Below are 26,726 nucleotides of genomic sequence, written 5' to 3'. Positions count from 1 at the left end.
AACATCCCATGAAAATCGAACTGAAACAAATCACAGTGCGCGAACTGGTCAAAGACTACCAAGACAGCGCAGAAAACGGCGTACGCGCCTATGGCGGCAAACTCGACGTGCGTCCGCCCTACCAGCGCGAGTTTGTGTATAAAGACAAGCAGCGCGATGCGGTGATTGAAACTGTGCGGCAGGGCTTCCCACTCAATGTGATGTATTGGGCGAAACGAGATGACGGCACGTTTGAAGTCATCGACGGCCAGCAGCGCACGATTTCGCTGTGCCAATATGTGGAGGGTGATTTTGCTTATCTGATGCGTTATTTCCATAACTTGCAAGCAGACGAACAGCAGCAGATTTGGGATTATGAATTGATGGTGTATGTATGCGAAGGCAGCGACAGCGAAAAGCTGAAATGGTTTGAAACCATCAATATTGCTGGCGAAAAGCTCACCGCTCAGGAGTTGAGAAATGCCGTTTATGCCGGTTCGTGGTTGGCCGATGCCAAACGTTATTTCAGCAAAACCGGCTGCGTGGCCTATCAAATCGGGCAGGATTATGTTTCAGGCAGCCCGATTCGTCAGGAATTTCTGGAAACAGCTCTGGATTGGATTTCAGACGGCCACATCGAAGCCTATATGGCCAAACATCAAAACCATCCCAATGCGCTGGCCTTGTGGCAGTATTTCCAAGCCGTGATGACTTGGGTGGAGGCCACTTTCCTCAATAAGCGCAAAAAATTCATGAAAGGCCAGGATTGGGGCAGGCTGTACAACCGTTTTAAAGACGAAGTGTTGGACAGCAAACGATTGGAAGCCGAAATCGCCGTGCTGATGCAGGACGATGAAGTGGAAAACAAAAAAGGTATTTACCTTTATGTGCTGACCCGCGAAGAGAAATACCTGAATCTGCGCACGTTTTCAGACGGCATGAAGCAGAAACTGTACGAACACCAAGGCGGTATCTGCCCTATGTGCAAGGAAACCTTCCTGATTGAACAGATGGAAGGCGACCATATCACTCCGTGGAGCCAAGGCGGAAAAACCACGCTAGAAAACGGACAGATGCTGTGCAAAAACTGCAATCGCAGAAAGTCGGACAGGTAAGGCCGTTTGAAATGATTTGAAACGGTGTTACGGATTTTGAGGAAGTCTGATATTTTCAGACGGCCTGAAAGTTTATCAACACTCACCTTTGGCCAGCGGGCTTGCAAAACCAACGGGGTGAGACAATCGGGGTTGGGATGATTCTTGCAAAGATTTCAGGCTGTGTGCCGGGCTAAAGCCAAGCCTGCGTCAGACAACTTGTTCAAGCTTTGCAATACGAACTGGTGTGGCTTTTTAAATGCCCTTGACAATGGTTTGTGTTTTATAATTCAGGCCGTCTGAAAACAAGCGAAGCGCAGTTTCTGCAAAGCTAATAGGTTTCAGACGGCCTGAATCCTTTAAATTGATTTTATTTGATAACGTTTATGTCTTATACCATTACCCTTGCTCCCGATAATGCCGCTTTTACCGCAGAAGCGGGCGAGCCGGTTTTGAATGCCGCCAAGCGGCAGGGTTTGAATCTGCCGCATTCCTGCCAAAGCGGTATTTGCGGGCAGTGCAAAGCCGAGCTTGTCGGCGGCGAAGTGGCGCAGGGCGCGCATGCGGAGTTGGCGTTGAGTGCCGAAGAGGCGGCGCAAGGCAAGATTTTGATGTGTTGCGCGGTGCCGCAAAGCGATATTGTGCTGAAAGTGCCGGGCTATAACGGTGCGGCCATGCCGCCGGTTAAAACTTTCCCCGCGCGGGTGGCGTCGGTGGTTTACGGGCACGATGTGGCGGTGTTGACGCTGGCGCTGCCCAAAGCGCCGCCGTTTGCGTTTTTGGCGGGGCAGTATATCGATATTTTGCTGAAAAACGGCCAAGTGCGCAGTTATTCGATTGCCAACAGCCCGGCGCAGCCCGAAACTTTGGAGCTGCATATCCGCAAGCGCGAGGGCGGTTTGTTTTCGGGGATGCTGTTCGGCGAGGATGCGTTGGTTAAAGAAAAGGCGATTTTGCGCGTGCGCGGCCCGTTGGGTACGTTTACGTTGCAAGAGGGCGGCAAACCGGCGATTCTGATGGCCACGGGCACGGGCTTTGCGCCTATCCGCAGCATTTTGCAGCAGATGGCGGAAAACGGCGACACGCGCGCGGTGCATCTTTATTGGGGCGCGCGGCACGAGGCCGATTTATACCGTTTGCAGGAAGCGGCGGATTTGGTTGCGCAGCTGCCCAACGCCCGTTTTACGCCGGTGCTTTCCCATGCTGATGCGGGCTGGCAGGGGGCAACGGGGTATATCCAAGCCCATGTTGCGGCCGATTATCCCGATTTGTCGGGTTATGAGGTGTATGCCTGCGGTTCGTTGGCTATGATCGAGGGGGCGCGGCAACAGCTTGTGGCGCAGTGCGGCCTGCCTGCCGGCGCGTTTTTTTCGGACGCGTTTTCACCTGCGGTTTAATGGCTTCTGTTTTGGATATAGGTTATTTATTGTTTAATAAATACCGGCAAACCACTTGGCGGCCGGCAAATTTTGGTAGAATGCAGCGTTTTATTTTTTAAATGTTTCTTTAGCGGCGGCAGAGGCCGTCTGAAAACAGTGATTTAGGAGCGTAGTATGTCAGACAAACTGATTTTGGTATTGAACTGCGGCAGTTCTTCTTTGAAAGGCGCGGTATTGGATAACGACAGCGGCGAGGTTTTGCTGAGCTGCCTGGCGGAAAAACTGAACCTGCCCGATGCGTATATCACGTTTAAATCCAACGGCGAAAAGCGCAAAGTGGATTTAACCCGCCACCCCGACCACACCGGTGCGGTGGAAGCGCTGATGGAAGAATTGAAAGCCCACGGCCTCGACAGCCGCATCGCGGCGGTCGGCCACCGTGTGGTCAGCGGCGGCGAGCTTTACAGCGAATCTATCGTGATTACGCCCGAAGTGGTGGACGGCATTGAAAAATGTATTCCGCTGGCTCCGCTGCACAACCCTGCCAACTTGTTGGGTATCCGCGCTGCGCAAAGCATCTTCAAAGGCCTGCCGAATGTGGCTGTGTTCGACACCGCTTTCCACCAAAGCATTCCCGAACACGCCTACACCTATGCCGTGCCGCGCGAGTTTTACCGCAAATACGGCCTGCGCCGCTACGGCTTCCACGGCACCAGCTACCGCTTTGTGGCCGACGAAACCGCCCGTTTCCTGGGTAAAGACAAAAACAGCCTGCGCATGGTGATTGCCCACTTGGGCAACGGTGCGTCGATTGCCGCCGTTGCCAACGGCGAGTGCCAAGACACCAGCATGGGCTTAACCCCGCTGGAGGGTTTGGTAATGGGCACCCGCAGCGGCGACGTTGACCCGAGCGTGTTCTCGTTTTTGGCCGAAAACGCCAATATGAGCATCACCCAGATTACCGATATGTTGAACAAAAAATCGGGCCTGCTGGGTATTTCAGAGTTGTCTAACGACTGCCGCACCATCGAAGAAGAAGCGGGCAAAGGCCACGAAGGCGCGAAACTGGCGTTGGAAGTGTTTGCCTACCGTTTGGCCAAATACGTTGCCTCTATGGCGGTGGCTGCCGGCGGTTTGGACGCTTTGGTGTTTACCGGCGGTATCGGCGAAAACTCCAATCTGGTCCGCAGCAAAGTGTTGGGTTATTTGGGCTTCTTGGGTTTGACCGAAGACAAGCAGGCCAACGAAAACGCCCGTTTCGGCAATGCCGGCGTGATTACCGCCGCCGACAGCAAAGCGCTGGCGGTGGTGATTCCCACCAACGAAGAGTTGATGATTGCGCACGACACCGCAAGTTTGAGCGGCCTGTAATATTCGGCGGCATCTGCCGTAACGGAAAACCCTGCGTTAAGCAGGGTTTTTTATTGGTGTTGTGTTGCGTAAACCTGAATCCGGCCATCAATAAACGGCTTTGCCTTGGTTGTCGGTGATGGTTTTCCACTCGGCGCGCACCAACTCTTTTACGTTGTCGGGCAGCGGCACATAATCGAGCTTGGCGGCGGCTTCGTTGCCGTTTTTGTAAGACCAGTCGAAGAAGTCGAGCACGGCTTTGGCCTGGGCGGGGTTGTCGGCTTTTTTATGCACTAGAATAAAGGTGGCGGCAGCCAGCGGCCAGGCTTTTTCGGCGGGCTGGTTGGTTAACACGAGGCTGAAACCGGGAATGCTTTTCCAATCCACGTCGGCCGCTGCGGCAAAGCTTTCCTGCGAAGGCTGCACAAATTTGCCGGCCGCGTTCTGCATTTGCACGTGCGCCATATTGTTTTGCTTGGCATAGGCATATTCCACATAGCCGATGGAGTTTTTCACACGGTTTACATAAGTGGATACGCCTTCGTTACCCTTGCCTGCGGTGCCCGAATCCGAAGTGGGCCATTTCACGGTGTTGGCGGCGCCCATGGTGTCTTTCCATTTGGGCGATACTTGGCTCAGATAGGTGGTGAAGATAAAGCTGGTGCCCGAGCCGTCTGAACGGAACACGGTGGTAATCGGCGCGTCGGGTAGCACCAAAGAGGGGTTCAAGGCTTTGATTTTCGGGTCGTTCCATTTTTTGATGTCGCCCAAATAGATTCCGGCCAACACTTCGCCGGTGAGCTTCAGGTCGCCCGCCACGATGCCGTCCACATTCACCACCGGCACCACACCGCCGATTACGGTGGGAAACTGCACCAGACCTTGTTTTTCCAACTCTTCGGCCTTCAAGGGAGAATCGGAAGCGCCGAACTGTACGGTTTTGGCGCTAATCTGTTTCACGCCGCCGGAAGAGCCGATAGACTGGTAATTCACCTTACCACCGGTGGCCGCTTGGAAAGCCTGTGCCCATTGCACATAAACCGGCTGCGGAAACGATGCGCCCGCGCCGGTAATGTTGAGCACGGCATTTTCGGTGTTTGCCGCCGCGTTTTGTTGCTTGGCCTGCGGCGGGGTGGAATCGCCGCCGCCGCAGGCGGTCAGAATCAGGGCGGTGGCAGCGGCAACAGCCAGAATACGGATTTTCATGTTTCTCTCTCTTTCTTTTGTTTAAAAGGTAAAGGTGTTCGTGTCCAACCGATGCGGGCAGTTTAAACCGCTTTTGTTTCAGCTTTATGACAGCGGCGGGCCGTTTTGTAAAAAAGCCGTTTTATATCGGATAGATAAAGAGGCCGGGGTCTTTGCAAAACTTATTGAGGCCGTCTGAAGTGCTTAAACCCCGTCATTATCGGGCTTGATCCGATAATCCGGTATTTGCGTTAAGTTTTCAGACGGCCTATAAGGTATTTTGCAAAAGTTTCAGGCCGTCTGAAAGCAAACAGGCCGGATTGAAACCCGACCTGTTTGTACATAAAGAAAATGAAAACTGCGCCGCATCAGCCCTGCAAATCGGCCTGAACCTGTTCGGGCGGGGTGTGGCGCACATAAATGCCGCGCACCAGGTAAACCACATGCTCGGCAATGTTTTTCGCATGGTCGCCCACGCGTTCGATGGCTTTGTTCATCATCATCACATCCATAAACGTGCCGATATTACGCGGCTCTTCCATCATATAGGTGGCGAGCATACGCGATTGGTTGCGGTAGTCGGTGTCGAGTTTGCGGTCGGCATCGTTCAATTCGATTAAAGCCGCCGAGTCGAGGCGGGCGAACGCGTCGAGGGCGCGGCGTATCATCGGAGCCGTCATCGCCGCCAAACGGTGGGTATCGTAAAGCTGGTTGGGGGTGATGCGGCTGTGCGAAAACAATTCGTGCGCCAGCAGGGCGGTTTTTTTCAGCTCGTCGCCGATGCGCTCCAAATCCACAATCACGCGGATTACCGCCAAAACGAAACGCAAATCGCCCGCCGCAGGCTGGCGGCGCGCAATGATGGTTTGGCAGTCGTCGTCGATGGAAACTTCCAGTGCGTTGATGGCGCTGTCGCAGTCTATCGCTTCGGTGAGTGCTTCCGTGTCGCCGCTCTCCAGCGCGCCCAGCACTTTTTGCAGCTGTTGTTCCACCAAGCCGCCCATACGCATCACTTCGCTGCGCACGTTTTCCAGCTCTTGGTTAAAGTGTGAAGAAATATGCTCGCTCATGGTGTTCTCCAGAATAATAGGGTTTGCCGCGCAGGATAAAGCATTTTGATGACAGAATTTTTACAGCCGGTTTTCAGACGGCCTCGAGATGCCGCAAAGGGATAAACTTACGGTGATGTTTCTTAAGGCAGCAAGCCGCAGGCAGTATGAATATAGTCAATCAACTTAAGAAGAATTACATACGTCATACTTGGTTCAAGCCCGAGTATGACGAAACTGTTAATAAAATTAAATGTATAGTGTTTTGCAGCGGGTCAGTTTTCTGCTTTTTCAAACAGGCCGTCTGAAAGCGTTTCGCCGTTTTCCGGCTCTTGTGCGCCGCCGTCTTTCACATGGATTTCGATTTCGGCGAAGTTTTCGGGCTGCACGATGCGCACCAAGCCTTCTTTTGCCAGCTCGAGCAGGGCGATGAAGTTCACCACCACATACACCGCGCCTTGTTCGGGCCTGAACAGCTCCGAAAAGCGGCAGGCGCCTTGGATGTTGAGGCGGCGCAGAATGGCCGACATTTGCGCGCGCACGGACACGGCGTCTTGCACCACGGCGTGGCTTTTGGTGTGTTTGGCGCGGGAAAGTATGCCCAGCCACGCTTGGGTAAGGTCGGCGATGTGCACGTCGGGCAGTTTGGCTTCAACGGCGATTTCCAGCGGCAGGTAGGCCCAGGCGAAATCGCGGCCGGCGCGGGGCAGGGCGTCGAGGCCGGCGGCGGCGAGCTTCATCTGCTCGTAGGCCAGCAGGCGGCGCACCAGCTCGGCACGCGGGTCGGCTTCTTCGCCTTCTTCCGTGTTTTCGGGCTGCGGCAGCAGCAGGCGCGATTTGATTTCTATCAGCACCGCCGCCATCAATAAATATTCGGCAGCCAAATCAAACTGATAGGCTTCCATTTGGGCGATATAGTGCAGATACTGCTCGGTGATTTTAATCATCGGAATATCGAGCACGTCGATATTCTGCTTGCGGATCAAATAAAGCAGTAAATCCAGCGGCCCTTGAAAGCTGTGCAGCACCACTTTCAGGGCGTCGGGCGGGATAAACAAATCCTGCGGCACATCGGTAACAGGTTGGCCGAAAATCCACGCCACGGCGTTTTCAGACGGCCTTTGCAGGTTTTCGCCGGTTGCCGTCATTTTTTCGCTCCTATGTGTTCGATGGCGGCCTGCGCGCAATAAAGGCCGAACGGTGCGGTAACGATCATGCTCGCGCCGTAGCCCGCGCACGACAAACCTTGCGGGGCGTTGCGGCCGTCTGAAAGATTATCGGCATCGCACGCTTCGGCCGTTTGCGGCGGGGTGATGTTTTCGGTGGAAAACACGCACGGCACGCGCATTTTTTCGCCGCCGCGCGGAAAGCCGTAGCGTTTGCGCAGGGTGTAGCGCAGGTTGGCCAGCAGCGGGTCGTGGGTGGCGCGGCTCAAATCGCCGGTTTGGATTAAAGCCGGGTTTTTCTGGCCGCCGGCGCCGCCGCTTACCACAAACGGCTGGCCGTTTTGCACGAAATAAGCCGCCATCGCCGCTTTCACGCGCACTTGGTCGATGGCGTCGATAACAAAATCGAAAGGCCGTCTGAAAATTTCGTGCAGGTTTTCTTCGGTAACAAAGTCTTCGATTTCGGTTACGCGGCAGGCGGGGTTGATTTGCAGAATGCGTTCGTGCAGCGCCGTTACCTTGGCTTTGCCGAATTCGGCCGTGAGCGCGGGCAGTTGGCGGTTGACGTTGGATTCGGCCACGTTGTCCAAGTCCACCAGCGTTAATGAACCGATGCCGCTGCGTGCGAGCGCTTCCACCGCCCACGAGCCGACGCCGCCCACGCCTACCACGCAAACGTGTGCGGCGGAGAAGCGCTGCAATGCGGCTTCGCCGTAAAGGCGGGCGATGCCGCCGAAACGGCGGGAAGAAACGGAAGCGGTGTCTAGCATGATTCTGCCTTGTGATAAGTCAAACACAATAAAAAAAACGCTGCCAAAACGGCGCAGCGGTATTATACTTCAATGAAGCCGGCAAAGTTGGACTGAAATCCGGCGGTTTGACACCACTTCAATAAGGAGAAGACGATGTATAAACATTTGGTTGTTGCCGTTGACGGCAGTGCGACTTCCCTCAACGCTTTGAAGCACGCCGCCGATTTGGCAAGTTTCGGCAATGCGCGGCTGACTTTGGTTCACGTTGCCAACCCTGCCGAATATATGGCGCTGGCTCCCGAATTTTTACAACACGAAAGCTACGAAGCCGCCGCCGTGGCACAGGGCAACGAAGTGCTGGATTTTGCCGAAAACAGCGCCAAAGAGCAGGGCGTGGCCGATGTGGTGAAACACCTGCTGGTGGCCAACAAAGGCGCGCGCGAAATGGCGCAGGAGCTGGTGGATTACGCCGATGCGCAAGGTGCCGACCTGCTGGTTTTGGGCACCCACGGCCGCAGCGGCCTGATGCACCTGCTGATGGGCAGCTTTGCCGAAACCGTGATGCGCCAAAGCCATCTGCCGCTGCTGGTTATCCGCAGCACGGAAGACGAAGCGGAATAAACCGCCTGATAATTCAGATTGAAAAAACCGGAATCCGCCGTTTGCAACGGTGGCGGATTCCGGTTTTTTTATATTTCAGGCCGTCTGAAAAATATTCTTCAGACGGCCTGAAGCCTTAACAAAATATAATCCGAATCAGCCAAAGTTAACAAAATAGCGGGTGTAAGTGTTTCAAGTTAAAGGCGTATAATCTTCAATAGCCCCGTGTGGCACACGATTAATCTTCTTCACAAACAAAAGGAGTCCTCCCATGAAAGCAGCCCGTTTTTACGATAAAGGCGATATCCGCATCGAAGATATTCCCGAGCCGACCGTCGAACCCGGCACGGTAGGCATCAAAGTGGCGTGGTGCGGCATTTGCGGCACCGATTTGCACGAATTTATGGAAGGGCCGATTTTCATCCCGCCTTGCGGCCATCCGCACCCGATTTCCGGCGAATCCGCCCCCGTTACCATGGGCCACGAGTTTTCCGGCGTGGTGTATGCCGTGGGCGAGGGCGTGGACGATATTGAAGTCGGCCAGCATGTGGTGGTCGAACCCTATATCGTGGCCGACGATGTGCCCACCGGCCCCGGCAGCAACTATCATTTGTCTAAAAACATGAACTTCATCGGCTTGGGCGGACGCGGCGGCGGCCTGTCTGAAAAAATCGCCGTCAAACGCCGTTGGGTGCACCCGATTTCCGACAAAATCCCGCTGGATCAAGCGGCTTTGATCGAACCTTTATCGGTAGGCCACCATGCGTTTGTGCGCAGCGGTGCCAAAGCGGGTGATGTTGCCTTGGTGGGCGGCGCAGGCCCCATCGGCTTGCTGTTGGCCGCGATTCTGAAAGCCAAAGGCTTGAAAGTGATCATCACCGAACTGAGCGCCGCGCGCAAAGACAAAGCCCGCGAATCTGGCGTGGCCGATTATATTCTCGACCCTTCCCAAGTGGATGTGGTGGAAGAAGTGAAAAAAATTACCAACGGCGAAGGCGTGGACGTGGCTTTCGAGTGCTCCAGCGTGAATAAAGTGCTGGATACGCTGGTTGAAGCGTGCAAACCCACCGCAGTGGTGGTGATTGTGTCGATTTGGAGTCACCCGGCCACCGTAAGCGTACATAGTGTGGTGATGAAAGAGCTGGATATTCGTGGAACCATCGCCTACTGCAACGACCATCAGGAAACCATCAAACTGGTGGAAGAAGGCAAAATCAATTTGGCCCCCTTCATTACCCAGCGCATCAAACTCGACGAGCTGATTTCCGAAGGTTTCGAGCGCTTGATTCACAATAACGAATCGGCGGTTAAGATTATCGTGAACCCGAATCTGTAAGCAGTTTGTGCCTGAACAGGCGGGGTGGTAAATCCCCCGCGTCCTCTAAATTCCCATTCGCGTAAATTCCCATTCGCGGCTGATGTTGGAGTTTAGAGGATTTTTTATGGGCGGATTTTGCAAAGATTTCGGGCTGGGGTTAGAGCATTGAGCGAAAAGGTGTTTTGTTAAGATTTCAATCTGTTTGATATAAAGCAACAACCTGCGACATTGTACTGAAAAGCACGCATCCTTATTTTATGAATATGTTAACATTTCTCGAAATTTAAAAAACGGTTAAATAAATTTTCATTTTTATCTGATTGAATTTTTTATTTAGTTTTATTTAATATTGAAATTGTTAATCTAGTAAGGAAGCGCCATGAAACAGCTGAAAGCGTTTCTAATTTGGGGCTTGGTGGTGTTGGTTGGTGTTGCGGCCTTTACCACATTGGCCCTGCACCGCGGCGAACATGTGAATGCGGTGTGGATGATTGTTGCCGCTGTGTCCGTATATTGTATCGCTTACCGGTTTTACAGCCTTTATATTGCAAAAAACATTCTCGAGCTGGACAGCGAACGTATGACGCCGGCAGAACGCCATAACAACGGTGTGGATTATGTGCCTACCCGTAAGGGCGTATTGTTCGGCCACCACTTTGCCGCCATCGCCGGCGCGGGGCCGCTGGTCGGCCCGGTGCTTGCCGCGCAAATGGGTTACCTGCCCGGCACGTTGTGGATTATCTTCGGCGTGGTATTGGCCGGTGCGGTGCAGGATATGATGGTGCTGTTTGTGTCGATGCGCCGCGACGGTAAATCGCTCGGCGACATTGTGAAGCAGGAACTCGGCACCACTGCCGGTATTATTGCCTCTATCGGTATTTTGATGATTATGATCATCATCACTTCCGTGCTGGCGCTGATTGTGGTGAAGGCACTAACCCACAGCCCGTGGGGCACGTTCACCATTGTCGTTACCGTGCCGATTGCGCTGACCATGGGCATTTACAGCCGCTATATCCGCCCCGGCAAAATCGGTGAAATCGCTATTGTCGGCTTTATCGCTCTGATGCTGGCGGTGATTTACGGCGATGTGGTGGCTCAAAGCTCCATCGGACATTGGTTCGATCTCAATGGCGTGCAATTGGCTATTTTTATGATGGCCTACGGCACCATTTCTTCTTTGCTGCCGGTATGGCTGTTGATGACTCCGCGCGACTTTCTGTCTACTTTCCTGAAAATCGGCACGATTATGGCGCTGGCTTTTGGCATTATCATAGTAGGGCCTGAGCTGCGTATGCCTGCCGTCACGCATTTTATCGACGGCTCCGGTCCGGTGTTTTCCGGCAAGCTGTTTCCGTTTCTGTTTATCACCATCGCCTGTGGTGCCGTCTCCGGTTTCCATGCGCTGATTGCTTCGGGCACGACGCCGAAAATGATTGATAATGAAGTGAATGTGCGTATGATCGGTTATGGCGGTATGCTGATGGAAAGTTTTGTAGCGATTATGGCGCTGGCTGCTGCCGCTTGCTTGGAACCGGGCGTTTATTTCGCCATGAACAGCCCGGCCGCACTTATCGGAACCGACCCGGCCACGGCGGCGCAAGCCATCACCACCCATTTGCAGATTCCGGTTGATGCCGCCACGCTGGCCAATACGGCACGCGAAGTGGGCGAGCATACCATTCTTTCCCGTGCGGGTGGTGCGCCTACGCTGGCGGTGGGCATGGCACATATCATGAGCCGCCTGATTCCCGGTGAAACCATGATGGCTTTCTGGTATCACTTTGCGCTGTTGTTCGAAGCATTGTTCATTCTTACCGCCGTTGATGCCGGTACCCGCGTATCACGCTTTATGTATCAGGATTTGCTCGGTATTTTCATCAAACCGTTGGGTAATTCCGGCAATATTCCCGCCAACTTGGTTGCTACCGTGCTGGCCGTGGGTTCGTGGGGTTATTTTCTCTACACAGGCGTAACCGATCCTTTGGGCGGCATCAACTCATTATGGCCTCTGTTCGGCATCGGTAACCAGATGCTTGCCGGTATTGCTTTGATTATGGTGAGCGTGGTGTTGGTGAAAATGAAAAAAGACCGTTTCGTGTGGGTGTCGCTTATCCCGGCTCTCGGTCTTTTGGTAGTTACCACCGTGGCGTGCCTGCAAAAACTGTTTGAATCTGATACGCGCGTGAGCTTCATCGCTCATGCGGCGCAATACCGCGAAGCTGCCGCTGCCGGAAAAATCTTGTCGCCGGCCAAAGACTTGGCGCAGATGAATCAGATTGTGCTTAACGATTATGTTAATTCCGGCCTGGCGGTGGCGTTTCTCGCCGTGGTGCTTTTTATCGCGGTTTACGGTTTGAGAGTGGCCTTGAAAGCACGGAAAGTGGCTTGGCCTACCGCTAAAGAAGTTCCTGCAGTTTACCGCAACGAGGTGCAAACCCATGAAGCGCAAAACTGATCATACAGGCCGTCTGAAAACCTTTTACAAAAAGATTCGTATTTTCGCCTACTATATGGCAGGCATTCCGGATTACGACTATTACGTTATGCAGCAGCGCAGGCATAACCCCGCCGCCCCGGTGATGACCGAACTCGAGTTTCTCGACTATTGCCACAACAGGCGTAACGGCCGCTGTTGTTAATGCTGAAAATACCAAAAAACACCCCGCTGAAAACGGGGTGTTTTTGCTGTGTGTTTTTCATTGCTGCTTTGCAAAACCGCTGGCTGCGCTTTTCAGACGGCCTCTGCAAACATCAAATCATTGCCTGTTGATATTTTTATGGCATTTTTTATTTCAACAGGCTTTTATTCATTTCGATTTTGACCTGACTCAAACAGGCTACATTTCTTTTTGTTAAAACCCCACATCATTTTGTGCAAATATGTTAGTCTTCCGCTGCCTTCATAAAACATTACATCACATTACATTTTTATTAACGAGCTTCCAAGTTTTAAATTTATTTTTTATCCACTCTCAACAACCCCGTGAGGTCTTTATGAAACAGCTTAAATCGTTTCTACTGTGGGGCATTGTGGTATTGGTCGGTTTGGCCGCATTTACCACATTGGCCCTAAGTCGCGGCGAGCAGGTTAATGCGGTATGGATGGTTATCGCCGCCGTTTCCGTTTACTGCATCGCCTATCGTTTTTACAGCCTGTATATTGCCAAAAACGTAGCGCAACTCGATGCCAACCGGCTTACCCCTGCCGAGCGGCACAACGACGGTTTGGACTATGTGCCCACCCACAAAGGCGTATTGTTCGGCCACCACTTCGCCGCCATCGCCGGTGCGGGGCCGCTGGTCGGTCCGGTGCTTGCCGCGCAAATGGGTTATCTGCCCGGCACGTTGTGGATTATCTTTGGCGTGGTATTTGCCGGCGCCGTTCAAGATATGATGGTGCTGTTCGTGTCGATGCGCCGCGACGGCAAATCGCTGGGCGATATCGTAAAACAGGAGCTGGGCACGGTGGCCGGTGTGATTGCATCCATCGGTATTTTGATGATCATGGTTATCATCATGGCCGTGTTGGCACTGATTGTGGTGAAAGCGCTGGTGCACAGCCCGTGGGGCACATTTACCATCGCCGCCACCATTCCGATTGCCCTGTTTATGGGCATCTACACCCGTTACATCCGCCCCGGCAAAATCGGCGAGATTTCGATTGTCGGCTTTATTTTGCTGATGTGTGCGATTGTGTTCGGTGAAGACGTGGCACAAAGCTCGTTTGCCCATATCTTCGATATGGACGGCGTACAACTCACTTGGGCGATTATGATTTACGGCTTCGTAGCCGCCGTATTGCCGGTTTGGCTGCTGCTGACCCCGCGTGATTATCTTTCCACTTTCCTGAAAATCGGCACGATTATCGCATTGGCTATCGGCATCGTGATTGTCGGCCCTGCCTTGCAGATGCCCGCGGTAACCAAGTTTATCGACGGCACCGGCCCCGTATTTTCGGGCGACCTGTTCCCCTTCCTGTTCATTACCATCGCCTGCGGTGCCGTTTCCGGTTTCCATGCCCTGATTTCTTCAGGCACCACGCCGAAAATGGTTGAAAACGAAACCCATGTGCGCATGATCGGTTACGGTGGTATGCTGATGGAAAGCTTTGTAGCGATTATGGCGCTGGCCGCCGCCGCTTCGCTCGACCCCGGCGTATATTTCGCCATGAACAGCCCCACCGCGCTGATCGGCACCGATGCCGCCAATGCCGCACAGGTAATTACCAATCAGTTAGGCTTCCCCGTACAAGAAGCCACCTTGCTGCAAATGGCGAAAGACGTGGGTGAACATACCATTCTTTCCCGCGCGGGCGGTGCGCCCACATTGGCGGTCGGCATGGCCAATATCATGAGCCAGCTGATTTCCGGCCCCGGTATGATGGCTTTCTGGTATCACTTCGCACTCTTGTTTGAGGCTCTGTTCATCTTAACCGCCGTTGATGCGGGCACCCGCGTGGCACGCTTTATGATTCAAGATTTAGGCGGCATTTTCATCAAACCTTTCGGCAACACCGATAGTCTGCCCGCCAACCTGATTGCCACCTTAATGGCTGTAGGCTTGTGGGGATATTTCCTTTACACCGGCGTAACCGATCCTTTGGGCGGCATCAACTCTTTATGGCCGCTGTTCGGTATCGGCAACCAAATGCTGGCCGGCGTGGCGTTGATTATGGTGAGTGTGGTGCTGGTGAAAATGAAGCGCGAACGCTATGTATGGGTATCGCTGGTGCCCGCATTGCTGCTGTTGTTTGTAACCTGCTATGCCAGCTTGCAAAAACTGTTCCACAGCGATCCGAAAATCGGTTTCTTGTCGCACGCGGCCAAATTCAACGAAGCCGCTTCGCGCGGCGAAGTGCTGGCTCCCGCCAAAGACCTTGCTCAAATGAGCCGCATTGCCTTCAACGACTATGTAAACTCAGGCTTGACCGTGATTTTCCTGTCGGTGGTGGTAATCGTGGCCGTATACGGATTGCGTGTTGCCCTGAAAGCGCGTAAAGTGGCTTGGCCCACCGCCAAAGAAGTTCCGCCTGTTTACCGTAACGAGGTTCAGCAAAATGAATCCTAACCTGCTGCAACGCATCAAGCGTGCTTGGAAAACTGTCCGCCTTACCGCCGGCCTGATGGCCGGAATGCCGGACTATCAAAACTATGTGGCCCGGCAACGCAAGCATAATCCAAACGCACCCGTGATGACCGAATTGCAGTTTCAGGATTATTGCAGCAAGCGCCGCAGTGGTGCTTCCGGCGGTCGTTGTTGCTGAATAATCTCCGGTTGAAAAAAACACCCCGCATGCTTTGTGCGGGGTGTTTTTCAGACGGCCTGTAACGGGCATCGGTTAAATGTTTTTACAATTCAATTTATTGATGTTTTCAGTAAAAAAAACGGCGTAAAAATATTGACACTTCCCAAAGCCGCGTTATAATGCACGCTTCTTCCCCGATAGCTCAGTCGGTAGAGCGACGGACTGTTAATCCGCAGGTCCCTGGTTCGAGCCCAGGTCGGGGAGCCATATTTTCCAAGCCTAAACAACCGTTTAGGCTTTTTTCTTTGCCACCGCCTATCTTGGGGTGTGCCAAATTTGTGCCGAAACCAAGACCGGCACCGTCCAACAAAGCAGCGTGTCCGTGCAAATGCTCGGGAGCAAGGTGGGCATACCGCTGCACCATGCTGATGCTTTCCCATCCGCCCATTTCCTGCAACGCCGCCAACGGCACGCCGGCCTGAACCAGCCAGCTTGCCCATGTATGGCGCAGGTCGTGCCAGCGGAAATCGGATATACCGGCTTTTTCCAAAGCATTTTTCCAAATGCGCGAATTGATGCTTTTTACGGGGCGGCCGTTCGGATAGGTAAAAACAAAAGACGGGTGTTTGCCCATCTGTTTTTCCAACACACCTACCGCCGTCTGATTCAGCGCGATGCCGATCGCACGCCCGGCTTTGGCTTCGTCGGCATAAATCCACGCCGTTTTCCGACTCAGGTTTATTTGCGCCCACTTCAATTCCAAAACGTTCCGCTGCCGCAACCCCGTCGCCAAACTGAAAACCGCCATATCGGCCAGGTATTCGGGTAAAGCGGCAATGAGTTTCTGTGCTTCGTTCTGCGTCAGCCAGCGGATACGCCGTTTGGCTTCGCGGTATAACGTGATTTTCGGCACGCTGTCCAACCATTGCCACTCATGCACGGCTTTGTTCAAAATGGCACGGATAAGCGCGAGATAACGGTTCTTGGTACTGTCGGAGCAATTAAAGCCGCCAACGGTATCCATGATGAAGTCGCGGCTCATATCATTCAGCAAAACTCCTCTGAAATGAGGAAGGCCGCGCAACCGGCTGATGTCGTCTTTGATACTTTTCTTTTTGCCTCCTTGCTCTTTAATCCATCGGACGGCTGCTTCCTCCCACAGCCGGTCGGGCTTCCGCTCCAAGTGTTGCTGCTGCCATAGCTCGTAAGCTAGTTTGTCATGCAGCTTTTGGGCTTCTTCCCTGATTTTGGTGCCAGCAGATTGTCTAATTCTGCGGCCACCTGCCGTTGTGATGTCAACGTACCATATGCCATTGTTTCGTTTGTAAATCGGCATTTTTCTTCACTCCTGCTTTTGAGCGAAGTCTGCAACTGTGCATTTTCTTGTTCGGACAAGAATGCGTCAAGGGCAGACTGCGTTATGCAATATTTTCGCCCCGGTTTTGAGGCGTTCAGACGGCCTTCGCGGATATGCTCCCGTATCGTTTCGGGATGGCATTTGCAATACTCGGCAGCCTCTTCAACATCGTATGTGCTCATCGCGGCTCTCCATAAGTTACTTCGTACACAGGAAAGGTGGCGGTTTTCAGAAACTCCGCCAACTTTTTGACAGCCAGGTGCCGTTTGATTTTCGGCTCCAGTATCAAATAGTCTTTGGCGGAAACGTAAAAAAGCAGGCAATGGTATTTGCCTGCTTCTGTCTGCACCGGAATCAGCCGGTAATGGGGGTAGCCGGTTTCCGGCGGGGTATATCCCGGAGCTATTTTAGCCGTGCGGACAACGGGGGCAGCTTCAATCAGCATAATCCTCCTTGTTTTTTTCCTATTGTTATCATTGATTTGACAAACCAATGAATTAAAAACAATAAATAATGGACAGTAATCGAAAGTGATAAAATCATGAAGATCGAATCATCATTTGAAATATTTTTGCCACATAACACAAATGCAAAGCTGGAAATTAATGCCCCAGATTGAAAAGAAAATAGAAGAAAACCAAAAATAAAAAGAGGGATATCAAATTCATCATTACCCACATATTTATAGTCATGGTTCGTTACTTTATCATTTTCCGCTTCTTCCGATTTTTCCTGTTTTAGAAAAAACAAAGGAAAACAAAAAGACAAAGTCAGTTTAATCGACATGAATATAAAATATTGAGTACCAATGAGAAAAATTTTTATTAAAGATGGCAAGCCTTTAATCAAATATAAAATACCTTTGCAAAAAAAATAAAATTTTTTTCTTAATTCTTCCATGACTATCCTCCTATAATTTAAGCCAATCACTCCAAAAGCGCTGACAAAGTAATGCAGCTACCAAAGACAAGTGCCAAAGTCAGCATTACCTCGTCATTATTAGAAAGGCTTTCTACAACAAAATAACTGACCAGAATTGAGGATAAAACCAACCACAACCGTCTGAGAAATAATTCCATAAGGAACCCCTCAAGTTACTAATAAAACGAACAGCATCATCAACACCAAAGCCACGGCGAATGCAATTGCCAGCAGCTTTTTCAGACGGCCTACCAGCCGCTCGTTAGAGGCTTCCACATCTTTCATGACGCGGGCGGACACCGCCGCATAAATCTTCGGTTCCGCCGCTTCGATTTCATTGCTTGCGTGTTGCGACAGTTCGGTCAGTAACTGTTCGCGGTAGGTTTCCAGTTTGGCAGCCGCTTCGGTTATGTTTTGCTCGTGGGCGGCAAGCTGTGTCAGAAACGCTTCGTGCGATATAGCTAAGTGCCCGGCAAACTCGTCCAAAGACTGCCGCTGTATCACGAGCACCGCCAAAACGGGATCGTCCCGTGTGATACGGGTTCCCGTCAGGCGGAATACTTCCGCGATGATATTGTCTGCATCATTATTCATCGACTTTGCCCTTGCTCTTTTCAGACGGTGTGTTTACCCAAATAGGCAGTTTCTCCAGCTGGGAGAACAAGTCGCGCTTAATATTTTTTAACCGTTGTCGGGGCATTAGGGTAAATGCGTCTGATTCAATCGCCTCACTTAACGTCAGGCTCAAAGAAGTCATATTTTCAAGGTCTTTGCCGTAGGTGTCGGGATTGCGGTTTTCAATATGAATGATACCGATGATGCGGTCTCGGTGGTTTTTGTACACCTGAAAATCAGTAAACTGTTTTCCTTTGTATTCCACCTTCCCGTTGTGGTCGTTCAGCCAAACCACTACTTCTGCCGGCATACTGGCCAATACTTTCTCTAATCCGTCGGCACAGTCAAAAAAAGCCTGTCCCCCGTTCATCAGCACATGAAGAATCAACCTTACGCCGGATTCTTGCAGAAGTTCCGGCACACGGTTTTCTGTCATATATGCCATAAGCGGCACAAATGTAGCGGCACCGTTATCGACAATACCGATGCCGTCTTTTTCTACCAATTCCTCAATCAACCGGTCAAAACGGGCAGAATCAATGGTATTGTGTTCGGTCATAATATTGATCACATCCGCATTCAAAATTTTATGCCGGCTGAAAGTCCGGTTTACCGGGTCGGTGTCATAGCAATGCACGGGCACCGCCTCGGCGGCGGCTTCTTTCATATAGTTGGCAACAATCATTGCGCTAAACGATTTGCCTACACCACCTTTACCCTGGACTACTAAGTGCGCTTCTTTCATTTTTATTTCCTTTTTCAAAAAAAACGGCCGTTGGCCATAAGCTCATCACACACCAAAATCCGCATTTTCAGACGGCCTTTGGTCTGTAAAAAGCGGCGGAGCAGATGCTCCGCCGTAAAACAGCTCCGGTTGGGAATGGTGGAGGAATGACCGGAGCAGGAGTGAAACTATTTCACATCAACCCAGCGGCCGCCTTCTTTCTCCACGCCGACAAACTGCACCTTATCGCCGGCAGTCGTCCATTCATGATCGAAATAGGCTTGGCAGTAGCCGGGTTTTGCATTGCGGACATAGCGCACCGGCACTTCGACGGTGTAGCTGCCGCCTGCTTTGTTCGAGCGGTGTTTACGGACTTTTTTGATATAGGTGCGGGTCATCACACGGTTCAATTCGGCCGCATCGCAGCGGCCGGCACCGTTAACCAGCGCATCCACCAGCTTCGGCATCCCTTCCTCTTTGCTCGACGGGCAGAGGTTCAGAAAATCTTTGCGTGCCTGCAAGGTTTTGTGCGGGCGTTTGTGCTTAATCGAAAAGTAACGCTTAATCGATTCATTACATTCAGACGGCCGGTCGCCGCTGCTGAGGCACAACGTCGCCTCGCAGGCCAGCTTGGCATCGCCGGTGAGTACATCATCAGCGTGAGCGGCGGCGGACATTAAAAAAGCCGCCGATACGGCGGAAACTGCTAAAAAACGCTTCATACTGTATTTCCTTATGCAAATACGCCCCGAAGGGCGCATGGTGGAAGATATTGCAATCATCGCGGGAAACGGGGATAATCTGCACACCTCTATGAGATTACCCGTCTCCCCCAAGGCCGCTTTCGCAAGGAAGCGGTTTTTTATTGCCATTTGACCGCCTGAACGGTAAAGCCTTTGCCGTTTTCAGACGGCACGATATTGGCACAGGCATCAGGGTCTTGTTTGAGCATAAACAGGTCAACCTGCCGTGATGCTGCTTCGAGCGAATCGTAGGTGCCGATAACAGATACCGGCACGGGTTTGCGGGCGTGGGTATTGAGCATGATGGCTCTCCTTTTAAAGTTGGTGGATAAAAAGGCCGTCTGAAAATCTTGTTTTTCAGACGGCCTTGGCGGATAGCGGAATTTAATTAAACAACAGATAGAAAAGAGAATCCACGAGCTTATCTATCACAGGTTTCATTTCGACGAACAGATAAACTGCACAAGCAATTCCTAGTACAACATATATGGATTTAAATACAAGCTCTATCAAGCCGATCCAAGTGAATTCTATTTTCTCTAGCCGAGACAATATTGCTTTTTTCATTTCAATTACCTCCTAGTTATTCCCATTTCCTTATATTTATATGAAGTTATGCAGGCATTCCACCCGCCCGAACCGTGTCGCAAGGTCTGTAAGCGTCTTCCTACCACCTTTTCGGCCGGAGCAGGTCGAATCCGAAATGGCCTGATTGAGTGCGTTAACGCCGTGCCAAGGCGAACTGCGGTGTGCTAAAAAACATAACGGCAGGCCACACCCGAGCCGCTTGCTGCATCATCCCTGCCGAACGGGAATCAGCCCCAGCCTGCCGTTAAGGTTCGTTCGCGATAGTTTTTGCTCTAAATCATAAGCATCTCCTGTATTAACGACCGGAAAACACGGCCCGGACTGCCGTTCGATAAAAAATGCCTGCATCAAGCAGGCTGAATGAAATTTTTAGACGGTATTCATATATTTTTTGCAGTCGGGCATGGTGGAGCTATGGGTTGTTGTGCCGACGGCTATTGTACTGTTCCGTTCTTGCAGCTTCTGATTTTTGTACAGCAGACAGTTTATCGTGGTTTGAAGTGCATTAACCTTGGCAACTCCAAGCGCAATGTCATTTTTCTTTACGTCTATTTTTGTTAGCATCTCTTGTCTTACTTCATATTTTTTCGAGGTTTGGTAGGTAGAAAACAATTGGACAGACAACGATAACAGTCCAACGAAAATACAAACAGCCAAAACCGAATTACCAATTTTACAATTCATTTTTTCCACTCCTTCACAACCAACAATTTTAAAACCTATTTGAAAATGCTGTCTCTTAACCTTTGGTTGTCTTCGTCAGATCGGCAGGTATACATGACATAATAGATATCATCAAGCGTTACTGAGTGTGCATATCCTTGATTTTCAACGCATCGTTTTATCGTTGCTTTTTGTCTGTCCGTGCCATATAAGCTTATATTTCGGGTGCCGGAATTCAAATAAGAAGAAAATAATAATGAAAGCAATACCAACCAAACGAAGGTATATGCAAATTTACGTCTCAACGAACTATATTCATAGTTATCAGACAGCATAAAAGTAATGCCGGCTATGAATAAAGCAATACAGCAAGAGACAAACACTATAATTCCAATTGTGGTATCAAGACCATAATCATCTTTGAAATACCGATAAACAAAACTCATATTATTCCCCTGACACAGTTTCTGAGTTTCTCAGACGGCCTTGTAATAAATAATATCTAACCATACGCCGTTTCGTTTCCGCAAACTCTTCCGTACCACGCTCTGCACTGATACTCTCGATGAAATCATCGAACGGCATCCCGTCCACTTCTACCAAAACGCCGTCTGAAATTTTCAATTCCGTGATGAAAAACAAAGATTCACGTCCGTTTGTTGAAAACGGGGCGCCACCGTATTTACGGCTTTCGTTTTTCACAAACGCCCAATTTTCCGCGATTTCCTCGTCCGTTCAACCCTGCTCCAGCAGGATGTAGCGTTCGGCCTCAACCATACTTTCGAACAATCCGCGCGGATTACCGTCGTGTCCAACAAAATATTTGGTTTCCATGTTTTACTCCTTAAAACACCTTGATTACCACACAAAGAATCCGATAAAGCATTCAAAAAGTAACTTTCGTTATTTATATCGCTGAATCGGTGTACAATGACGATACCCATACTGAAACCCGCTTTAAAAACGGGTTTGGGTCTGGGTACAGACCAAAGACGGTGTGCGAGACCGTCTTATTTAAAGTGTGCCATCACCGGCATACGAAAGGGCTTTGAAGCCCTGAATCTGCCCGCCAAGAGGCAGTCTCAAAAAGTCAGTATGTAGTTTGGAGCTTGTCCGTAGATTATCGCTCCTGCATCGGGGATACGCCCCGATTGTCAATACGTTCGACAGCCGCCTGTTACCGGACGCTTTTTGCGCTACCCGGATGCGCGGCTTTTCTTTTTGGGCGTGCCGAATGCCGCCCGCAACCGTTTGTGCGATTTACCCAAAGGCTCGAAACCTTTTCTACGCCTGTTGTTTCCAATCTGAGCGAAGCCTGCATTTTATGTCGAAAGAGCGGATACAACTCCGAAGGCCGGTTGCTACGGTTTCTGATTGTTAAAGAACTTTTCTGTATTTTCAGGGCAATTGAATCGCTAGCAAATCCCCCATGTCTTGAATTTTAAGATAACTTAAATACAAGCGCAAGTATTATTTTAAGTTTAATTAAAATTAAGACTTAACATTTTGATATTTAATGGTATAAATTATTTTTGTATTGGGGTAACCCCATAGAGAAGCCGTCCGTGTCCGACTGATGAAGTAGGTCAAAAATGCAGATTAATTGGTTCGCATTTTGGGTGTGAGACATCCTCGACAATAGTGCCCATAGAGTAAGGCCGTCTGAATTCAGACGGCCTTCATTTGTTAGCGCTTCCTTCGGTAAATTCTATGTTCAACTAACGTACCGATAATTTTGATTTTGGCTTCGCTTGAAGAAATCACTGGATAATCGGAATTAAGTGGTTGAAGGCTGAATTTATCAAGATTATCAATTCTGTACTTTCTAAACAGAATATCTTTATCAACTTGTGCCAGTACAAATTCTCCCGGCTCAGGTTTTTCCAAAGGATCGATAATAATCATATCCCCGTCTGAAAATGCAGGTTTCATTGAATCACCTTTCAGTTTCAGAGCAAAGGTGGAAGCTGAACTTTGAATATCAGTCATGATGTACTCTCCTGTTATTTGTATAAAAGGATGAGCTACATCAAATTCTCGTATATCTTCATAACGCAAGATAGGAATCTGTACAGCAGAAATATTTGGAATTAGCTTGGCATTCGTAGCCTCCCCATCTCCACCTTTTAACAACCACCCAAAATCACAACCAAACAAGGTTGACAGCTCATATAGATTCTCTGCATTTGGTTTTGTTGTATTTGACTCCCATTGGGAAATGGCAACATGTGATACATCTTTCAGCCTTCTTGCCAAATCTTGCTGAGTCAAATTCCTCTCTTTTCGCATTTTTCGGATTCTTTCTCCGATAGTCTTTGCTTCCACAATTCATTCCATCTTAAATTTCTCAGGTTTAAGTTATCTTAACCCATGTTGATTTAAGTGTTCTTTACACCTATAATTTAAGCGAACTTAAACAAAGAAATATCCATATATGCGAACAAAAGATGTTATTGCCTTTTACGGAACAAAAATAGCGGTAGCAAGGGCTTTAGGTATCAGCCCATCGGCTGTAACACAATGGCAGGAAGTAGTTCCAGAAAAGCAGGCTTACCGAATTCAAATACTTACTGGTGGAAAGTTGAAAATAAACCCACGCCTATATCAGATAGTACGGGTTCAAAAAGCAAAAGAGTAAAAGTAATAGAAATGCTCATCGCCGACCTGCGCGCCCACCTAACCAATAAATTCGTCCAAGTCTATGACGAATTTATGCCCCTGTGCGCGCACGATTTTCAGACGGCATCGTTTCTCTCCAATCTGTTTTGGTGGAGCGAGGTGATCGACAAAGAGCCGGAACGCTGCGGTTGGCTGTATAAAACCGCCGCTGATCTGAAGCAGGAACTCGGACTGTCCCGGCGCGGTTACGAAAAAGTGCGCCGGGCGCTGCTGCGCTTGGGGCTGGTGCAATACCGGCGCGGCGGCGTACACGGCAGGATGCACTGGCACCTTAACCGCGACGTGTTGCTGGAAAAAATTTACGAACTCAGGGGCATACCGCTGCCGTCTGCCCACAGCCGCTACCACCACGACCGCGATAATTTCCGCCTGCCGAAATTCATTCCGCTGGATTTGTGGCACGCTTATTTGGATATGCGCGCGGAGGCGGGCAAAAAAGCAGGCAACGGCGCGAAAAAAGCGGCCATAAAGCAACTGTCTGCACTCCACAACGACAAGCTCGACCTGCACCCGATTATGGAGATGACCATTCTCAAAGGCTGGTTGGGCTTTTTCCCGCCCGCCCAAAAACAAACCGGCAGGCCGTCTGAAAGCGACCGGAAAGCCCAAGAAGAACGCACCAAACGCGAGCTGGCAGCGGCGGCGGCGGAGCATAAAAAACAACCAAAGCCGCCGCCGGACAAGCCCGATAAGGGCGTTGCCATCGAAAAAATGCAGGAGGCAATGCAAAAATTAGGAATAAAAAAATCAGCGCAATAAGGTGTGATGCCTTGTTGCGCGTTATGGCTGCTCAAACGTCATAAAAAAACCGTCTTCACCCTGCTTTTGAGTGATTCAGAAGCATTTTTATACGGCTGATGCAGAGCATCGGCCGTTTTTTTATTCATATTGCCTGTTTGGAGGTGCAAAGGCCGTCGGAAAGCGGCAAAAGATACTTTCAGACGGCCTTGTTGTAATCTTTAAATTATCTTTATAAATCATGTCTTTGTACATATTGGGCAAAGAACAATGTACAAATCGGGCAAAGGTCTTTGTACGCACCGGACGCACTCTATACAGAGAACACATTCAGAGACCACCACAAACACTATAACGGCCATACGGCCTGATGATTTTTTGGGCAGTTTCTTTTTTTATGGGTAGATAGGCGTTTAGGGTTTTTGAGCAGGGAGATATGCACGTTTTTTGTGGATAAGTTGGTTTGGTGGCGGATATGGGTATATAATGGTATTACTTTTTATAACCTAGGGGCTTTGCTTATGAAAACCCAGTCTGTGCCGGTGGCAGTAAAACTGACCCCGGAAACAAAAGAACGGTTGAAGATCGTGGCTGAACAGCAGGACCGTTCGATTCATTGGTTGATGAAAGAGGCGGTTAATCAGTTTCTTGACCGTGAGGAAAGTAAAGCGGCATTGAGAGCGGCAGCTGATGAATCATGGCGGCATTATCAGGAAACAGGCCTGCATCTGACCCTTGGGCAGGTCAATGAGTGGATGGACGATATTATTGACGGTAAACAGGTGGAGCCGCTCAAATGCCACAAGTAGTGCTGACAGAAAAAGCCGTCGGTGATTTGAACAGGCTTTATGAATTTTTGGTTGATAAAAATCCTACGGCTGCGGTCAATGCCATCCGTGCAATAAAAGCCGCTTTAAATGACTTGGCTGTTTTCCCGGCGCAGGGAAGATATTTTGATGATGTGTACCGGGAGTGGCCCGTTCCGTTTGGAAGCCGGGGGTATTTGGTGCTTTACCGGATTGAACATGATACGGTAATTATTGTGTCTGTGAGGCATCAGTTGGAAGAGAGATACTCCTGATTTAGGTAACAAACAGGCCGTCTGAAAAGGTTTCAGACGGCTTTTACTTTTTCTGCTCGTCCGTTGAGGTGCCGACAAACTGGTCAATATTAAAGCTACCGGGGTTCCATTCAAAGGTCGGTATCCTTTCTCCATCTTGTTTCTGTTCTTTTGGGGCATTATCAGCCGCATCAACTACCCCTGAAGGGTGGGGTTTGGGATGTGTGAAAGCGGTGCTGGCCGGTATTTCATGCTGTTTTCTATTTCTGATAAATCTGTTTAGGGTCGGCTGGGTAACAGACACCCCTTTTTTTTCCGATAGAAACCGCAGAATATCTTTCTCTGAATAACCGAGTTTTTTTAGAGCAAAAATTTCCCGGGCAAATGCGTCCAGCTTGGATTTTTTGCCTGAAGGGGTATTGTTTTTCACAAAATCGTCTAAATCCGACATATACGCACCTAATACGCCAATATTCCTGAAAAAATCGCCAAATATGTTTAATTATACATCTGATTCTTAATTAATACAAAATAATTCAATAAATACATAAAATATTCAGAAAATATACGTTTATATACGCAATAATATCTAAAAAATACGCAAATATCTCAAAATCACGGCTATATCTCCATCCGCGCGTACCTCATCCCTGAAAAACAAACGAAAACATCCATACAAAACCCATTATCAAACTAAACGCAGGATAGGCAACAGGTGCCAAAAAACGCCCTAAAGGTGTTTTAAAAATTCCGCCCAACGGACGGAAACGCCGCGAAAGCGGCTGTCCCGTAAACAACCATCGGGGGCGGTAGCCGCCGCGTTGTCTCGTGATGTCTAAATTTCAAACCGCCCAAAGTCCAGACCAAGACGAGTGTCTTTGCACGTCTTCCACCTTTTCCACCACGCCGCAGAGGGCGCACCGGACAAAGATGAAAGCCGCACAAAGCCAGTCTGGACTTTGGGCGGTTTGAAATTTTTAACGACATCACAACGCGGCGGCTACCGCCCCCGATGGTTGTGTGTTGTTAATTATTTCACATGAAAGGAATGACAAATGGGACTGGATATGTACGGCTACACCATGAGCGCCGAATTTGCCGCAGGCAGACAAACCGACGTAATGCCGACCACCGAAGAAGAGCGCGAAAAAGCGCAGCTTACCGATATTGCCTACTGGCGGAAATTCAACCACCTGCACGGGTGGATGGAAAACCTCTATCGGGAAAAAGGCGGGGTTGAGGTGTTCAACTGCCGCACCGTCAGGCTGGAACTTGACGACTTGGAACGGCTTGAACAGGCATTGGAGAACAACGAACTGGAACATACGCCGGGCTTTTTCTTTGGCGGAGAGGAGATATATCCCGAGGATATAGAAGAAACCAAGAAATTCATTGCCGCCGCCCGCGAGGCTTTGGCGAACGGCTTGGCCGTCTTTTACGACAGTTGGTGGTAATTACTTCTAACCCCGATTCGGACGGCCTGAACAGGCCGCCCGAACAACGATAAAGGAAAAGACG

29 protein-coding genes, 1 tRNA gene and 1 pseudogene are annotated in these 26,726 nt (G+C 50.2%); 15 read left to right on the top strand and 16 right to left on the bottom strand.

Translation table 11 applies throughout. The features are described 5' to 3' along the window. Positions 1-8: 8 nt before the first annotated feature. The 3 genes from NQ012_RS08495 (at position 9) to NQ012_RS08485 (ending at position 3,823) form a co-directional block, all read left to right on the top strand. A complete protein-coding gene (locus NQ012_RS08495) occupies positions 9-1,094 on the top strand; it encodes a GmrSD restriction endonuclease domain-containing protein (protein WP_257067174.1) in 1,086 nt (361 codons plus the stop codon). A 365-nt stretch (positions 1,095-1,459) separates the two neighbouring features. Then, positions 1,460-2,470 carry a 2Fe-2S iron-sulfur cluster-binding protein gene (locus tag NQ012_RS08490; protein WP_257067173.1) on the top strand — a complete coding sequence of 337 codons (1,011 nt, stop codon included), beginning with the start codon at positions 1,460-1,462 and terminating at the stop codon, positions 2,468-2,470. A gap of 156 nt (positions 2,471-2,626) precedes the next feature. Continuing rightward, the gene (locus NQ012_RS08485) at positions 2,627-3,823 is read left to right on the top strand and encodes an acetate kinase (RefSeq protein ID WP_257067172.1); all 1,197 of its coding nucleotides are present in this window, start codon (positions 2,627-2,629) and stop codon (positions 3,821-3,823) included. 87 nt (positions 3,824-3,910) lie between these two features. On the opposite strand, the gene pstS is transcribed toward NQ012_RS08485, so the two are convergent. The 4 genes from pstS to NQ012_RS08465 all read right to left on the bottom strand — a co-directional run bounded on the left by pstS (position 3,911) and on the right by NQ012_RS08465 (position 7,972). Further along, the gene (pstS, locus tag NQ012_RS08480; protein WP_257067171.1) at positions 3,911-5,008 is read right to left on the bottom strand and encodes a phosphate ABC transporter substrate-binding protein PstS; all 1,098 of its coding nucleotides are present in this window, start codon (positions 5,006-5,008) and stop codon (positions 3,911-3,913) included. Positions 5,009-5,355: 347 nt separating this feature from the next. Next, the gene (gene phoU, locus NQ012_RS08475; RefSeq protein WP_257067170.1) at positions 5,356-6,057 is read right to left on the bottom strand and encodes a phosphate signaling complex protein PhoU; all 702 of its coding nucleotides are present in this window, start codon (positions 6,055-6,057) and stop codon (positions 5,356-5,358) included. Positions 6,058-6,311: 254 nt separating this feature from the next. Beyond that, positions 6,312-7,184 (bottom strand): segregation and condensation protein A, encoded by an 873-nt coding sequence (locus tag NQ012_RS08470; RefSeq protein ID WP_257067169.1) that lies wholly within the window; start codon positions 7,182-7,184, stop codon positions 6,312-6,314. Continuing rightward, complete coding sequence (locus NQ012_RS08465) at positions 7,181-7,972, bottom strand: tRNA threonylcarbamoyladenosine dehydratase (protein WP_257067167.1); 792 nt, start codon at positions 7,970-7,972, stop codon at positions 7,181-7,183. The genes NQ012_RS08470 and NQ012_RS08465 overlap by 4 nt, the downstream gene beginning before the upstream one ends. Before the next feature lie 135 nt (positions 7,973-8,107). On the opposite strand from NQ012_RS08465, the gene NQ012_RS08460 reads away from it, so the two are divergent. The 7 genes from NQ012_RS08460 (at position 8,108) to NQ012_RS08430 (ending at position 15,387) form a co-directional block, all read left to right on the top strand. Beyond that, entirely contained in the window at positions 8,108-8,575 is a 468-nt protein-coding gene (locus tag NQ012_RS08460) for a universal stress protein (RefSeq protein ID WP_257067166.1), read from the top strand. A 250-nt stretch (positions 8,576-8,825) separates the two neighbouring features. Further along, the gene (locus NQ012_RS08455) at positions 8,826-9,890 is read left to right on the top strand and encodes a 2,3-butanediol dehydrogenase (protein ID WP_257067165.1); all 1,065 of its coding nucleotides are present in this window, start codon (positions 8,826-8,828) and stop codon (positions 9,888-9,890) included. Between the two features lie 361 nt (positions 9,891-10,251). Next, on the top strand, positions 10,252-12,330 hold the full coding sequence (locus NQ012_RS08450; protein WP_257067164.1) for a carbon starvation CstA family protein: 2,079 nt from the start codon (positions 10,252-10,254) through the stop codon (positions 12,328-12,330). Continuing rightward, positions 12,314-12,514 carry a CstA-like transporter-associated (seleno)protein gene (locus NQ012_RS08445; protein ID WP_257067163.1) on the top strand — a complete coding sequence of 67 codons (201 nt, stop codon included), beginning with the start codon at positions 12,314-12,316 and terminating at the stop codon, positions 12,512-12,514. The genes NQ012_RS08450 and NQ012_RS08445 overlap by 17 nt, the downstream gene beginning before the upstream one ends. A gap of 355 nt (positions 12,515-12,869) precedes the next feature. Then, entirely contained in the window at positions 12,870-14,942 is a 2,073-nt protein-coding gene (locus NQ012_RS08440; protein ID WP_257067162.1) for a carbon starvation CstA family protein, read from the top strand. Then, on the top strand, positions 14,932-15,138 hold the full coding sequence (locus tag NQ012_RS08435) for a YbdD/YjiX family protein (protein WP_257067161.1): 207 nt from the start codon (positions 14,932-14,934) through the stop codon (positions 15,136-15,138). Before NQ012_RS08440 ends, NQ012_RS08435 begins: the two co-directional genes overlap by 11 nt. A 173-nt stretch (positions 15,139-15,311) precedes the next feature. Then, positions 15,312-15,387: transfer RNA gene (locus tag NQ012_RS08430), tRNA-Asn, on the top strand. A 34-nt stretch (positions 15,388-15,421) separates the two neighbouring features. Here the strand turns inward: NQ012_RS08430 and NQ012_RS08425 are convergent. From NQ012_RS08425 to NQ012_RS13155, 11 genes and pseudogenes are all read right to left on the bottom strand, one after another. Beyond that, a pseudogene (locus NQ012_RS08425) lies at positions 15,422-16,414 on the bottom strand (tyrosine-type recombinase/integrase); the annotation flags it as partial. Beyond that, the gene (locus NQ012_RS13160; protein WP_257067160.1) at positions 16,330-16,659 is read right to left on the bottom strand and encodes a helix-turn-helix domain-containing protein; all 330 of its coding nucleotides are present in this window, start codon (positions 16,657-16,659) and stop codon (positions 16,330-16,332) included. The gene NQ012_RS13160 and the pseudogene NQ012_RS08425, both read right to left, overlap by 85 nt. Continuing rightward, positions 16,656-16,922 carry a lipopolysaccharide heptosyltransferase gene (locus tag NQ012_RS08415; protein ID WP_257067159.1) on the bottom strand — a complete coding sequence of 89 codons (267 nt, stop codon included), beginning with the start codon at positions 16,920-16,922 and terminating at the stop codon, positions 16,656-16,658. The genes NQ012_RS13160 and NQ012_RS08415 overlap by 4 nt, the downstream gene beginning before the upstream one ends. Then, complete coding sequence (locus NQ012_RS08410) at positions 16,916-17,377, bottom strand: hypothetical protein (protein ID WP_257067158.1); 462 nt, start codon at positions 17,375-17,377, stop codon at positions 16,916-16,918. The genes NQ012_RS08415 and NQ012_RS08410 overlap by 7 nt, the downstream gene beginning before the upstream one ends. A gap of 189 nt (positions 17,378-17,566) precedes the next feature. Beyond that, positions 17,567-17,992 carry a hypothetical protein gene (locus NQ012_RS08405; RefSeq protein WP_257067157.1) on the bottom strand — a complete coding sequence of 142 codons (426 nt, stop codon included), beginning with the start codon at positions 17,990-17,992 and terminating at the stop codon, positions 17,567-17,569. Further along, complete coding sequence (locus tag NQ012_RS08400; RefSeq protein ID WP_257067156.1) at positions 17,985-18,758, bottom strand: conjugal transfer protein TraL; 774 nt, start codon at positions 18,756-18,758, stop codon at positions 17,985-17,987. Before NQ012_RS08400 ends, NQ012_RS08405 begins: the two co-directional genes overlap by 8 nt. Before the next feature lie 167 nt (positions 18,759-18,925). Next, the gene (locus tag NQ012_RS08395; RefSeq protein WP_257067155.1) at positions 18,926-19,459 is read right to left on the bottom strand and encodes a TrbM/KikA/MpfK family conjugal transfer protein; all 534 of its coding nucleotides are present in this window, start codon (positions 19,457-19,459) and stop codon (positions 18,926-18,928) included. A gap of 140 nt (positions 19,460-19,599) precedes the next feature. Further along, the gene (locus NQ012_RS08390; RefSeq protein ID WP_257067154.1) at positions 19,600-19,782 is read right to left on the bottom strand and encodes a hypothetical protein; all 183 of its coding nucleotides are present in this window, start codon (positions 19,780-19,782) and stop codon (positions 19,600-19,602) included. A gap of 655 nt (positions 19,783-20,437) precedes the next feature. Then, positions 20,438-20,752 carry a hypothetical protein gene (locus NQ012_RS08385; protein ID WP_257067153.1) on the bottom strand — a complete coding sequence of 105 codons (315 nt, stop codon included), beginning with the start codon at positions 20,750-20,752 and terminating at the stop codon, positions 20,438-20,440. Positions 20,753-21,178: 426 nt separating this feature from the next. After that, positions 21,179-21,433 carry a hypothetical protein gene (locus NQ012_RS08380; protein WP_257067152.1) on the bottom strand — a complete coding sequence of 85 codons (255 nt, stop codon included), beginning with the start codon at positions 21,431-21,433 and terminating at the stop codon, positions 21,179-21,181. Between the two features lie 984 nt (positions 21,434-22,417). Continuing rightward, the gene (locus NQ012_RS13155) at positions 22,418-23,056 is read right to left on the bottom strand and encodes a LexA family protein (RefSeq protein WP_257067151.1); all 639 of its coding nucleotides are present in this window, start codon (positions 23,054-23,056) and stop codon (positions 22,418-22,420) included. 109 nt (positions 23,057-23,165) lie between these two features. Here NQ012_RS13155 and NQ012_RS08370 point away from each other — a divergent pair, with 109 nt between their 5' ends. The 4 genes from NQ012_RS08370 to NQ012_RS08355 all read left to right on the top strand — a co-directional run bounded on the left by NQ012_RS08370 (position 23,166) and on the right by NQ012_RS08355 (position 25,229). Then, positions 23,166-23,369, top strand: a complete 204-nt coding sequence (locus NQ012_RS08370; RefSeq protein ID WP_257067150.1) for a Cro/CI family transcriptional regulator — start codon at positions 23,166-23,168, stop codon at positions 23,367-23,369. 11 nt (positions 23,370-23,380) lie between these two features. Continuing rightward, positions 23,381-24,169 (top strand): hypothetical protein, encoded by a 789-nt coding sequence (locus tag NQ012_RS08365; RefSeq protein ID WP_257067149.1) that lies wholly within the window; start codon positions 23,381-23,383, stop codon positions 24,167-24,169. Between the two features lie 500 nt (positions 24,170-24,669). After that, positions 24,670-24,957, top strand: coding sequence for a CopG family ribbon-helix-helix protein (locus NQ012_RS08360; protein ID WP_257067148.1), 288 nt, complete (start codon positions 24,670-24,672; stop codon positions 24,955-24,957). Next, on the top strand, positions 24,945-25,229 hold the full coding sequence (locus NQ012_RS08355) for a type II toxin-antitoxin system RelE/ParE family toxin (RefSeq protein WP_257067147.1): 285 nt from the start codon (positions 24,945-24,947) through the stop codon (positions 25,227-25,229). Before NQ012_RS08360 ends, NQ012_RS08355 begins: the two co-directional genes overlap by 13 nt. A gap of 43 nt (positions 25,230-25,272) precedes the next feature. Here the strand turns inward: NQ012_RS08355 and NQ012_RS08350 are convergent, their stop codons facing one another. Beyond that, on the bottom strand, positions 25,273-25,659 hold the full coding sequence (locus NQ012_RS08350) for a hypothetical protein (RefSeq protein WP_257067146.1): 387 nt from the start codon (positions 25,657-25,659) through the stop codon (positions 25,273-25,275). 604 nt (positions 25,660-26,263) lie between these two features. Between NQ012_RS08350 and NQ012_RS08345 the strand changes: the two genes are divergently transcribed. Next, complete coding sequence (locus NQ012_RS08345) at positions 26,264-26,662, top strand: phosphoglycerate kinase (protein ID WP_257067144.1); 399 nt, start codon at positions 26,264-26,266, stop codon at positions 26,660-26,662. Positions 26,663-26,726: the final 64 nt, after the last annotated feature.

It is taken from the genome of Neisseria dentiae (genome assembly GCF_024580525.1).
In the GTDB taxonomy this organism is placed as follows: Bacteria; Pseudomonadota; Gammaproteobacteria; order Burkholderiales; family Neisseriaceae; genus Neisseria; species Neisseria dentiae_A.
Note: the sequence above shows the minus strand (reverse complement) of the source record. Positions and strands in the feature narration are given on the sequence as shown.